Origin of the sequence: Streptomyces sp. NPDC002889 (assembly GCF_042888425.1) — a bacterium.
Lineage (GTDB): Bacteria > Actinomycetota > Actinomycetes > Streptomycetales > Streptomycetaceae > Streptomyces.
The window spans coordinates 586,164-598,166 of record NZ_JBIAPT010000001.1 but is presented as its reverse complement, the minus strand read 5'-3'; the positions used below and the strand labels follow the sequence as shown (position 1 = coordinate 598,166).

At 69.7% G+C, this 12,003-nt stretch carries 8 protein-coding genes; 5 read left to right on the top strand and 3 right to left on the bottom strand.

Annotation, left to right across the window (positions count from 1 at the left end; genetic code table 11):
• Nucleotides 1–6 precede the first annotated feature (6 nt).
• The 3 genes from ACFYWI_RS02675 to eccB form a co-directional block, all read right to left on the bottom strand.
• Nucleotides 7–468 (bottom strand): hypothetical protein, encoded by a 462-nt coding sequence (locus ACFYWI_RS02675; RefSeq protein WP_389224337.1) that lies wholly within the window; start codon nucleotides 466–468, stop codon nucleotides 7–9.
• A gap of 235 nt (nucleotides 469–703) precedes the next feature.
• A complete protein-coding gene (gene mycP, locus ACFYWI_RS02670; RefSeq protein WP_389224334.1) occupies nucleotides 704–1,945 on the bottom strand; it encodes a type VII secretion-associated serine protease mycosin in 1,242 nt (413 codons plus the stop codon).
• Between the two features lie 14 nt (nucleotides 1,946–1,959).
• Nucleotides 1,960–3,486, bottom strand: a complete 1,527-nt coding sequence (gene eccB, locus ACFYWI_RS02665; RefSeq protein WP_389224331.1) for a type VII secretion protein EccB — start codon at nucleotides 3,484–3,486, stop codon at nucleotides 1,960–1,962.
• 180 nt (nucleotides 3,487–3,666) lie between these two features.
• On the opposite strand from eccB, the gene eccE reads away from it, so the two are divergent.
• The 5 genes from eccE to ACFYWI_RS02640 all read left to right on the top strand — a co-directional run bounded on the left by eccE (nucleotide 3,667) and on the right by ACFYWI_RS02640 (nucleotide 12,001).
• Nucleotides 3,667–5,001 carry a type VII secretion protein EccE gene (eccE, locus tag ACFYWI_RS02660; RefSeq protein ID WP_389224328.1) on the top strand — a complete coding sequence of 445 codons (1,335 nt, stop codon included), beginning with the start codon at nucleotides 3,667–3,669 and terminating at the stop codon, nucleotides 4,999–5,001.
• Complete coding sequence (locus ACFYWI_RS02655; RefSeq protein ID WP_389224325.1) at nucleotides 5,001–5,717, top strand: hypothetical protein; 717 nt, start codon at nucleotides 5,001–5,003, stop codon at nucleotides 5,715–5,717. Before eccE ends, ACFYWI_RS02655 begins: the two co-directional genes overlap by 1 nt.
• Before the next feature lie 241 nt (nucleotides 5,718–5,958).
• Nucleotides 5,959–6,192: a DUF397 domain-containing protein gene (locus tag ACFYWI_RS02650; protein ID WP_389224322.1), complete on the top strand. Its 234-nt coding sequence runs from the start codon at nucleotides 5,959–5,961 to the stop codon at nucleotides 6,190–6,192.
• Nucleotides 6,193–6,733: 541 nt separating this feature from the next.
• Complete coding sequence (locus ACFYWI_RS02645; RefSeq protein ID WP_389224318.1) at nucleotides 6,734–9,907, top strand: SCO5717 family growth-regulating ATPase; 3,174 nt, start codon at nucleotides 6,734–6,736, stop codon at nucleotides 9,905–9,907.
• A gap of 198 nt (nucleotides 9,908–10,105) precedes the next feature.
• Complete coding sequence (locus ACFYWI_RS02640; RefSeq protein ID WP_389224315.1) at nucleotides 10,106–12,001, top strand: ABC transporter substrate-binding protein; 1,896 nt, start codon at nucleotides 10,106–10,108, stop codon at nucleotides 11,999–12,001.
• Nucleotides 12,002–12,003: the final 2 nt, after the last annotated feature.

Here is a 12,003-nt window from a genome sequence, read left to right as displayed (position 1 = left end):
GGGTCATCACCCCCCGTATGTCCCGTGCTTGGTGTTCTGACGCTCTTCACCGTCGGGCTTGTCGCCCTGTGTCTTCTCCCGCTCCGCTGCAGCCTCCCGCTCGGCAGCCGCGTCCCGTTCCTTCGCCAAGTGCGCCTGGATCTCGTGGAATCGCTGACGCTTTTCCTCTTCCACGTTGTCGTAGCCGACATCGGCGGCGTGCACACCGATGCTCAGCATGTCGATCTGGTCACTGAGGGACTTCGACAGCGAAACGAGTGCCTTGTGGACGCGGTTGTACTCCTTGAAGAAGTCGTCCGCTTCCCCGAATTCAATATGCGCACCGACTCCGAGCGAATTGCGCGTCACCCGCTCCATGGCGATCTTGGCGGAGCCGCCGTCGCCGCCCTCCAGCTCCTTCAGTGCGCCGTCCACCTTGGTCCGGAACTTCTTCAGCGCGCCTACGCCGCGCTCGAGGTCACCCGCCATAGCTGCCCCCACTGCCAACTACCTCGAGCACGATGCCATTCCTCCCCGTTTGCTTCAGCTGTCACACATTGCGATCGTGGTGACTCGCCATCCACTGATTGCACCCGTCCCACTCTAGCCACTGGCTAGGACAGGCCCAAGTGTCTTATCCGTCACGCCACTTCACTTCCAGGACGCCCCGTGGGCCCTGTGCGGTTGCAACGGTCTACACCTTGTCACCCGCAACGCCAGCCGTTCACCCGGTCGTTCTTCGCGCGATCCGCCTTGCCCGCCGTCGCGCGTCGCGCAGTGCCACCGCGCCGCCCGCGATCGCCGCGACCAGGACTCCGCCGCCCACCACCACGTACGTCGCGAGGCGGGTGTTGCGCTGTTCCGGTGTCTCGCCCAGGTGGAGCTTCGCCGGGGTCGGCGCCTCGACCTTGGTCACGCCCTCGTTGGCGACCGGCTTCTCGATGGGCTTGTCGTCCTCGGTCAGGGCGCGGACCGGGTCGACCACTCCCCAGCCCACCAGGCGGTCGTGGCCCGCGACCGAGCGCTCGGCCGTCTGTTGGATCTGGGCGACGATCTGTTCCTGCGTCCACTTCGTGTGCTTCGCCTTGACCAGCGCAGCGAGGCCGGCGACGTAAGGCGCTGAGAAGCTGGTGCCGTTGTCGGCGCAGTGGCCGCCTCCGGGGACGGTGGAGATCATGTCCACACCGGGGGCCGCGACACCGACGAAGTCTCCCGACTGGGAGAACTGGGCACGTTCGTTGTTGCGGTCCGAGGAGGCCACCGCCAGGACCCCTGGGTACGAGGCCGGGTAGGTCCTCTTGACGTTGCCGCCCAGCCCGTCGTTGCCGGCCGAGGCGACGATCACGATGTCCTTGTCCAGGGCTGCGTCCACGGCCTGCTTCAGCGCAGGGGCGGGCTCCACGGCGTTGGCCGTGTCCTGGGAGATGTTGATCACGTCGGCGCGTGCGGTGACCGCGTAGTTGATGGCGTCGGCGAGCGTTTTGGCGGTGCCGTGGCCCTCGGCGTCGTTCTGCTGGATCGGAATGATCGTGGCGTCGGGAGCGAGGCCGACGAAGCCGGTGCCTTTGTCGGGGCGGGCGGCGATGATGCCGGCGACCTTGGTGCCGTGGCCCACGGTGTCCGTGGTGCCGTTCTCCTTGCCGCGTTCGACCTTGTTGCCGTTCTCGTCCTTGATGTTCTTGGGCAGCAGGTTGCGGCCGCTCCTGACGTCCACCGCGCGCGTCAGCTGCTTGTTCTTGACGTCGACGCCGGTGTCGATGACAGCGACCCGCACGCCCTTGCCGGTGGACTGCTTCCACAGTTCGTCCAACAGGACCCGCTGCAGGGACCAAGGGCGGCCCACGTACTTGTTTCCCGGGAAGTTGCACTGCGTATCGTCCGCCACCGCGGTCGGTGTCGGCAGGCCGATGAGAGTGAGAGCGGCGACGGCCGCTGTGGTGAGCAGGCGTCGGGTGTGGTTCGTCATCTGAGCCTCAGCCCTCAGGAGCCCTGTGGCTGGCGTGCGGCGCCGGTGGACAGTCGGGGCCCGGTGGGCAGGAATGTCGACCATTCTGCCGGGATGGGCAGGGGGTCGACGCCCTTGTAGCCGAGCCGGTTCTGGGCCTGCTGCGCTTCCTGCGCCCGCTGCTGCTTCTCCTGTTCGGAGCCGGAGGAGCCGATGCCGGAGTCGTCCGTGGCGGTGTCGCCGTTGGACTGCATCGCGTAGCGCAGTCCGGTGTCGGTGACCAGGAAGAGAAATCCGCTGCCGGTCGTGGAGCCCTTGAACTGGCGGAAGAGCTGGCCGGATCCGGGCGTGACGTAGGCGCTGCTGGAGCCGGCCGGCAGCGGGGCCGGGAAGTCCGTGCCCGCCCACGTGCTCAGCGTGGTTTCCCCGTTGGCCTCGTCGACCTTGCGCAGCACGTTGCAGACGGTGTCGCGGTTGTTCTCGGCGCTACCCGGGTCATTGACGGGCACCGGCCTGGCGGTCGGCCACTTCTTGTCCTGGCCGAACGGCTGTCCCGGCTCGAGGACGCCGGGGCTGACCGGCTTCGCCTTGCCGGGCTGGCCCACGCCGATCAGCTGCTTGCTGCCCAGCAGGAGCTTTGCCGTGAAGTCCGAGATGGGCGCGACGCGGCCTTGCAGGACGACGTAGTGCTGGTTCCTGGTGCCGTCCGTCGCGGACAGGACCATGCCGATCCTGTTGTCCCCCGGCTCCAGTTCCCCGGGCGCGTTCGCGGGTGTGCCGACCGAGCCGGGGACCGTGGGGAAGGTGATGCTGTCGCCCTTGTGGAGGGTGTCCAGCCAGGTTTGGGACACGCGCTGAGCCGCTCGGTTACTGCCCACGACCTGGCTCAGGAGAAGGTCGTTGTTCTCCACCGGGTACGCCGTGCCGGCGGCGTCCACCACGTAACGGACCTTGTCGGGCCCCTCGACGTAGAGGAGTTGCCCGCCAGTGAGGCGGCCTGCGCCCTCGGTGTTCTTCTGCTCCCGTTCGGAGAGGACGAACGCGGCCTTCTGGATGGCACGGCCGCCCTGCCCGGCCCGCTCGCAGACCGCCCAGCGCTTGGCCGTCCCGGCCTCCTTGGGGTCGGGCAGCCTGTCAGGGGCATAGGGGATGCCGAGCGTGGCGCCGTGCGGGATCTTGCCCTTGTCGAGCACGGACTCGTCGACGTTGATGACCTTGCCCTTGTCGGGCAGGAGCAACAGCTTGGCCGACGCCATGTTGAGCACCGGATGGAGCTGCTTCTCTCCGTCGGTCTCCAGGACCACATAGCGGGTGGTGGACTTGCTGGCGATGATCACGTTCTCGTTCGGCGTGTCCCAGTCCTTGGGGGCGACCGGCTTGAACATCCCCCAGGCTCCGAAGACGGCAAGGATCACCACACCGACGATGGCTCCGGGCAGCACCGCACGCAGCGGGCGCGGTGCGCCCTCCTCCGAGCCGGTCGCGTTCGGCTGTACGAACTGCGCGATCAGCCTCCGCTTCGCGAAGGTGTAGGCGTTGAGTTCGTCCCGTCGTGATGCCATCTGTCCGCTGTCCCTCTCCCCGCTGGGCGACCAGGTTCCCACACTCATCGAGAGGGGCTGCCGTCGTACCGCCCCCTACTATGCCTGCTGGCGCTCGCGTCACACTGCTCAGGTAGGGTGATCGCCCGGTCAACGCCCATAGGAATTTGGTAATTACGGACACGAGGGGGCAACGCGGCGATGAGTACGGCGACGCGCTCGCGCAACGGGCGGACTTCCGGACAAGCCCCCGAATCTTCCCGACGGCAACGCAGCAACGCACAGGTCGCCCCGTCCGCGCAGGGCATCCCTGCAACGACGACTCTGCGCCCCTTGGCGCGTACCAGCCGCCTCGGCCCTTTCCAGTTGCGGCAGTTGGTGCTGGTGGAGGCTGCTCTTGGGCTGGCCGCGGTCGGTGTCGCGCTCGGCGGTCTCTGGCTGGTCCCCACGTGTGCCGTCGCCTCTGTACTGGTGCTGCTGGCCGTGATTCGCCGACGTGGTCACGCCCTGCAGGACTGGACGTCGACAGCCTTCGCTCTTCGCTCGCGCAGGCGACGGGCGGAACCCGCGGGGGCGGACGTGGATCCCTCGCTGGCCCCGGTCGCGGAGAGCGTTCCGGGCTTCGGCCCGTTCACCTACGTCGACCGGAATCGCCGCACCGTGGGGATGCTCGGTGACGGCTCGTTCCTGACCGCGGTGGTGAGGGTCGAGGCGAGCGGGTCCGCGCTGCGCCCCGCTTTCGGTGCTCGTGCGCTCCCGCTGTCCCTCCTGGGCAGCGCCCTCGAAGTGGACGACATCGTGCTGGAGTCGGTGCAATTGGTGCAGCAGGTCCGGTCGGCCCCGGCGCCGCATCTGCCTCAGCAGTCGGTGGCACGTCTCTCGTACGCGCCGCTCCAGGAGCGGACCGGCGCACCGGCACTGCGGCTGACCTGGGTGGCCGTGAAACTGGACCCGGAACTGTGCCGAGAGGCGGTCGAGGCCCGCGGTGGCGGAGTCGAAGGGGCCCAGCGCTGCCTGGTGCGTGCGGCGGACCATGTGGCGAGCCGTATCACGGGCGCCGGATTCCAAGCCGTGGTACTGGACCAGGAGGAGCTGAACTCCACTGTGGCGACCGCGGCTTGTGCGAGTCCGAGACTGACGGCCCGCGCCGGCCGACCGGACAACGCGCCGCAGCGGCGTACAGCGGAGACGTCGCGGGTCTGGCGGTGCGACGACCGCTGGCACACCACGTACGCGGTTGGCCGCTGGCCCGAGTTGGGACGAGGGGCCTCTCCGCTCCCCAAGCTGGTCTCCCTGCTCACATCGGCGCCCGCCTACGCGACGACTTTCAGCCTCACCTTGCGGCGCGGCTCGCGACAGGGGGCGATGACCGTGGCCGGCAACGTTCGGATCACCGGCGGCTCCGACACCGAACTGGTCGGGGTACGGCGGGCGTTGGAGCAGGCCGCGCGGTCGGCGAAGGTCGGCTTGCAACGACTGGATCGCGAGCAGTTGCCGGGCGCACTGGCGACGCTGCCGCTGGGAGGTGCGCGGTGATGGGCCGTACCGGATCTGTGCGTGGTCTTCGAGGACTGCTCGGCCCGCGCCACGCGGGGCACTCCGTGGTCGCGGACCATCTGGGCGCGCTGTCCCTGCCTGTGGGCGACGACGGTGTGGTGATCGGTGACGACGCCGAGGGGCGCCCGCAGATGGTGGGGTTCCACCGCTCGACACCGTACGACGTGCTGCTGATCGGCGGACTGTGGACGGCCCAGGTGCTGGCCCTGCGTGCGGCGGGCACCGGCGCGCGGGTGGCGGTGGAGACCGGGCGCGCCCAGGACTGGACAGTCCTGGCGCAGGCGGCGGGTGCCGGCCTGGAGTGCATCACGCTCCACGGCGTGGGGCGCGTCCCGCCGATGGGCGCGAGTGTGGGCAGTCCGGTCGTGGTGGTACGCGACTGCGGTATGCGACCGCCGCGGGGGCGCGTGGTGTCGGCGCCGTGGCAGTCCGTGCTGACCCTGCTGCCGTATCTGAGCCCGGTTGCGCCCCGGTTGCTGCGGGCGTCCACGCTGGTGGGTGTCCAGCGCGTCTCGCCGCAGGAAGCACAGCAGATAGGCCAGATCCTGGGACTGTCCCAGGGCGAGATGGACGCGCTGCCGACCCTCGCGGACGGTGTCACGCTCTGGTGCGCCGGACGTGAGCGCCACTGGGTGATGACAAGTGCCACTGATGCCGAGTCCGGTCTGCTGGGCGTAGCCCGTCGGATGGACTGATCGCCCCTCTCACAACCCCTCCCGGACGTCCTCAAGGATGAGGCGTCAACAGGCAGATGGGGCGGGGCCGAAGCGGGCTCGCAAGGTGCCTCTTTGCCGTGAACGGTCCCCGAACCGGCCCACCTCTCGAGGTCGAGCTGACCTAAGATGCCCGAAGTGACGCAGAGCGACAGTGACATACGCGGCGCAACTGCGCATGGGGCACGTTCATCTCGGCTGTGATCGAAAGGAAGCCAGACTGATGGGGAGCGCACAAGAGAAGGACGAGCTGTACGCCCTCGACATCTCGGGCGTCGAGTGGCAGGGCGCCCCCGGCACGAGCCCGGACGAGGAGCGGGTCGAGATCGCTCATCTGCCGGGCGGTGCCGTCGCCATGCGGTCGTCCTTGGATCCGGAGACCGTGCTGCGGTACACCGAAGCCGAGTGGCGGGCATTTGTACTCGGAGCACGTGACGGGGAGTTCGACCTGCACTGAGCGGCCGAGCGGCCGATGCCGCAGGGGCGCAATCGCCGCGGTGCGCATCGGTCGCGAGGCGCACCGGTCGCACGTCCGGTCGCCAGAGGCACGGCCCTTGGTGGAGAGCCCGGGACTGGTCGGCATCCGCGGGCCACTGGGGCGCGCCGCGGACAACCGGTTCGTGGTGACGCGGGCCACGGATGCCGAGACCGGATTGTTGGGCGGCGGCCGACGGGTGGCATGAGCGGAGCCGGACCGAACGATCTGCCGGAATTCCATACATAGTTGTCCTGATTTGGCCCGCCGGCTTCCTTACGCTCTGCCGCACGCGCACTACTTGAGGGCAGGGCGTGATGCACAGGACAGCAGTCGGCGGCCGGTCCGCCCTGCCGGTCCGGCATTGTTGACGATTAGGGTGGGTCAGGGCACGGCACGAGAACCTGCGGGCGTGTCCACCGCGTCCCTCAATGGGAGAGCCGGGCCGATCGGACATCAGCGGTGGCCCCCACTCAACACGGCACGAGGGTGCTCGACCACACCAGGCACACCAGGAGGCAAAGTGAACGGCGATCGGGACGAGATCCACGGGGGCTGGAACATTCCCGTCGACGAGTCCGACGCGGAGCCCGCCGAACTGACGGGTGAGTTCACCATCGACTACACCCCGCCGGCCTGGTACACGCAGAACGCGGGCGACACGTCGAGCGGGGGCGCCGCTCCCCACACGCCTGCGTCGCCGCCGCCTCCGCACGGGGCGCCGGTCGCCGTCCCCGGGCTGCCCGCGGGCAGTGGCTACGAGCCGAACTGGGCGCCGACGGCTCCTCCCGCACAGGAGTCAGCGCCCCTGCCCCCCACGCCGCCGGCTGCCTCCGATCCGGCTCCGGCCGCTCCGGCAACCCCTGCGTCGGCCCCTGCGCCCGCGGCTGAGCCGGTCGCCGAGACGTCCGCCCCGGGCGCCGACACGTCGCCGACGCCCTTCGGGGGCGGCGACGTGGAGAGTGGCGCGACCATGCGGTTCTCCCCCGCCGCACTGAAGCGCGAGATGGCGGAGCGTGCCGCGGCGAAGGAGACGGAGGAGTCCGGCTCCGGCGAAGCGGCCTCCACCCCGACCTCGGCCGCGCCTGCCGACGCGCCTGCCGAAGTCGCCGATGCCACCGACGACTCGGACCAGGCCGACGAGACGAGCGCCGCGTCCGAGGAAGAGGCCGGCGCCGAAGCCGACACGGCCCAGGAGTCCCTCGGCGAGACAATCGCCGGCTCGGACACCGGTACGGGTACGGCGGGCGACGACGCCGAGCCGGGCTCGGATGCATCTGCCGAGACGCCTTCCGCAGGGGTCGCCGAGGACGCGGCCGTTGAACCGTCCGACGCCGTGCCCGCCGACGCCGTCCCGGACGCCGTCGCGCCACAGGACGCGCTTCCGGCCGTCGCTCCGGCCACCGTCGAACCGCAGGACGCGACGCCGGCGGGGGCTGAGCCCTGGTCCCAGGCTCCGGCAGCACAGGAGACCGGACTGCCGCCGCTGCCACCTGCCTTCCAGCCGGCCGCACCGGCTCCCGCGCCTCAGTGGCCCGTCCCCGCCCCGACCGCCGACCAGTCCGCCCCGCCGCACGCTCAGCCGCATGAGCAGGACGGTCCGCCGGCCCAGCCCGGGTGGCCCGCGCAGCCGCCCGCGCCGGGACCGCAGGGCGGTTACGGCTTCCCCCAGCCGGGGCAGCCCGGCCAGCCTGGGCCCGGTGCGCCGTTGCCGGCCGCCGCGCAGACGCCCGACCCGCCCGCACCCCAGAGTGGCTACGGCTTCCCCCAGCCAGGCCGGCCCGGCCAGCAGCCCGGTGTACCGATGCCGCCTGCCGCACAGGCAACCGACCCGCCCGCACCCCAGAGTGGCTACGGTTTCCCCCAGCCGGGCCAGACCGGCGCGAACGCGCCCGTACCGCTCCCGCCCCAGGCACAGGCACCGCAGCCCAACCTGCCCGCACCCCACAGCGGCTACGACTTCCCGCAGCCGGGGCAGCTGGGCCAGCAGCCCGGTGCTCCCGCGCCCCAGCCCGGTTACGGCTTCCCCCAGCCCGGCCAGCAGCCCGGTGTACCGATGCCGCCTGCCGCACAGGCAACCGACCCGCCCGCGCCCCAAGGCGGCTACGGCTTCCCCCAGCCAGGCCAGACCGGCGCGAACGCGCCCGTACCGCTCCCGCCCCAGGCACAGGCACCGCAGCCCAACCTGCCCGCGCCCGTGACACCGCAGCTGCCCGCACAGCAGGGCGGGCCGCAGCCCGGGCAGATACAGCACGGTCAGCCGCCCGCCGACCCTCGCTCCGGTGCCGCCTGGCCCACCCCGGTCACGCACGACCAGCGAGAGCGTTCCGTGGCGGGTGCGCCGCTCGGTTACACGGCCGCCGTCGAGCTCTCCTCCGACCGTCTTCTGCGCAACAACAAGCAGAAGCCCAAGTCCAGCCGTAACCCCTCCAGCGCGGCCCGGTTCAAGATCGGCGGCAAGAAGGAGGAGGCCGAGCGGCAGCGCAAGCTCGACCTGATCCGTACGCCGGTGCTGTCCTGCTACCGGATCGCGGTCATCAGCCTCAAGGGCGGCGTCGGCAAGACCACGACGACCACCGCACTGGGCGCGACGCTGGCCACGGAGCGGCAGGACAAGATTCTCGCGATCGACGCCAACCCGGACGCCGGTACGCTCGGCCGCCGGGTGCGCCGCGAGACCGGGGCCACCATCCGTGACCTGGTGCAGGCGATCCCGTACCTGAACTCGTACATGGACATCCGCCGGTTCACCTCGCAGGCGCCCTCCGGTCTGGAGATCATCGCCAATGACGTGGACCCGGCCGTGTCGACGGCGTTCAACGACGAGGACTACCGGCGCGCGATCGATGTGCTGGGCAAGCAGTACCCGATCATCCTCACCGACTCCGGAACCGGCCTGCTCTACAGCGCCATGCGGGGTGTGCTGGACCTGGCCGACCAGCTGATCATCATCTCGACGCCCTCCGTCGACGGCGCGAGCAGTGCCTCGACCACCCTCGACTGGCTGTCCGCACACGGGTACGCCGAGCTGGTGCAGCGTTCGATCACGGTCATCTCCGGGGTTCGCGAGACCGGAAAGATGATCAAGGTCGAGGACATCGTGCAGCACTTCCAGACGCGCTGCCGCGGCGTGATAGTGGTTCCGTTCGACGAGCATCTGTCGGCCGGTGCGGAGGTCGACCTCGACATGATGCGCCCGAAGACCCGTGAGGCGTACTTCAACCTCTCCGCGCTGATCGCGGAGGACTTCGTACGGGCTCAGCAGCAGCAGGGACTGTGGACGGCGAACGGCAACCCGCCGCCACAGGCGGCCCCGCCGATGCCGGGCCAGGGTCAGGGCCGGCCCCAGTGGCAGGTCGGGCCCCCGGCGCAGGGGCAACCGCAGGTACCGGGCCAGCCCATGCCCGGCCACCCGTACCCGCCGCAGCAGCACCCGCACCCTCAGCAGCCCCAGCAGCCGTACGGCGGCCCGCAGCAGGGCTACCCTCCGCAGGGCTGGCAGCAGTCGCCGCCGTCGCAGGCCCAGTCGCCCGCGAACCCGGCCGGCGCCCCGCCCGGACAGCCGGTCCAGCAGGGCCAGGCCCTGCCGCCCGGCGCTCCGGCCGGTCCGGATCAGCCCGAGTTGCAAGGGCCCGTTCCGCCTGCCGGCTGGCCGCAGCAGCAGCCCCCGCAGGCACCGCCAGCCCCTCAGCAGTAGCGTTTCAGAGGTCTGAACCAATGAGGGCCCGCACCGTCTCCACGGTGCGGGCCCTCATCGCATTCCCGCAGACCACACGGGGTTTGAGGGGCCGTTGACGCGGCATCATCACGCTGATAAACCTCGCTTCACCAGCTGGCGAACCAGAGATCACCAACCCGCCTTCTCCGAGCGAGTAATGACGCGAGGTCACCGTCCATGGTCACAACGGCTTCACCACACAGCACCCGGCAACGCCCCCGCTTCCGACTCGTCCTCGCCACGGGCACCGCGGCCTCCGCGCTGGTGATGGCGGGCGCGGTCGTCCCCCAGGCACAGGCCCAGGACCGCGCCCTCGCCCCGTCGCATGCGCAGGTGCGTGCGGCGGCCGCCGCGAAGGACGACAAGGGTGGCAAGAAGGTCCTCACCGTTGCCGTGTCGCAGAGCGTGGACTCCCTGAGCCCGTTCCTCGCGCAACGGCTCATCAGCACCTCGGTCCACCGTCTGGCCTACGACTACCTGACGAATTACGACGCCAAGGACGGCCGTACGGTCCCGGGCCTGGCGACCGTATGGGAGCCGTCCGCGGACAAGCTGACGTGGACGTACACCATCCGCGAGGACTCCAAGTGGTCCGACGGCAAGCAGGCCACTGCCGAGGACGCCGCGTGGACGTTCAACAAGATGATGGAGGACGAGAACGCCGCCACGGCCAACGGCAGCTTCACGGCCAACTTCAAGAAGGTCACCGCGCCCGACGCGAGGACGCTGGTGATAGAGCTGAAGAAGCCGCAGGCCACGATGACGGCGCTGGATGTCCCGATCGTGCCCAAGCATGTCTGGGAGAAGGTCGGCGATTTCTCGAAGTTCAACAACGACAAACAGTTCCCGATCGTCGGCAACGGCCCCTTCATCATCAGCGGCTTCAAGGTCGACCAGTATGTGAAGCTCAAGCCGAACAAGGACTTCTGGCGTGGTGCGCCCAAGTTCGACGAGCTGGTCTTCAAGTACTACAAGGACGGGGACGCTGCGGTCGCCGCGCTGCAGAAGGGGGAGGTCTCCTTCGTCCAGGGCCTGACCCCGGCTCAGGCGGCGGCCCTGAAGAACACCGGCAACATCAAGGTCAACGACGCCCCCGGCCGCCGCTTCTTCGCGCTCGCCACCAATCCGGGCGCCCGGTCCAAGGACGGCAAGAAGTTCGGCAACGGCCACAAGGCGCTGCTCGACCCGGCCGTGCGCAAGGCCCTGTTCCACGCCACCGACCGCAAGGCCATCGTCGACAAGGTCTACCAGGGCCACGCGGTCGAGGGAGAGGGCTACATCCCACCGCGCTTCGCGACGTACTTCTGGAAACCGGAAGGCAGCCAGAAGGTCGCGTACGACCCGGCCAAGGCGGCCAAGCTCCTCGACGACGCCGGCTACAGGAAGAACGGCAGCGGCAAGCGTGTCGGCAAGGACGGCAAGGCGCTCGACTTCCGTATCCTCTGCCACGCGACCGACCCGAACGACAAGGCGATCGGCAAGTATCTGCAGGAGTGGTGGGGCGAGCTCGGCATCGGGCTGAAGGTCGACTGCCTCGACAACGTTTCCGACCCCTGGCTCAAGGGCGACTACGACCTGGCCTTCGACGGCTGGTCCGTCAATCCCGACCCGGACTTCGTCCTGTCGATCCACACCTGTTCGGCGCTGCCCGCGACCCCCAAGGACACCGGCGCGACCGACAACTTCATCTGTGACAAGAAGCTCGATGAGCTGTACGCGCAGCAGGCGGTCGAGTACGACCCCGCCACGCGTGCCGATCTGGTCAAGCAGATGCAGTCGCGGCTGTACGACACGGGCTACATGAATGTCCTCACCTATCCGAACGCGGTCGAGGCGTACCGTACCGACCAGATCAAGTCCATCACGACGATGCCGGAGGCCGCCGGCAACATCTACGGCCAGGACGGCTACTGGAGCTGGTGGTCGGCCGAGCCGGCCGCGGGTGACGGCGGTTCCGACAGTGGTTCGTCGACGGGTGTCGTCATCGGCATCGGCGCGGCCGTCGTCCTCGCCGTCGCCCTCGGGCTCTTCGTCGCGATGCGTCGCCGTTCCACCGCGGAAGACCGTGAATAGTC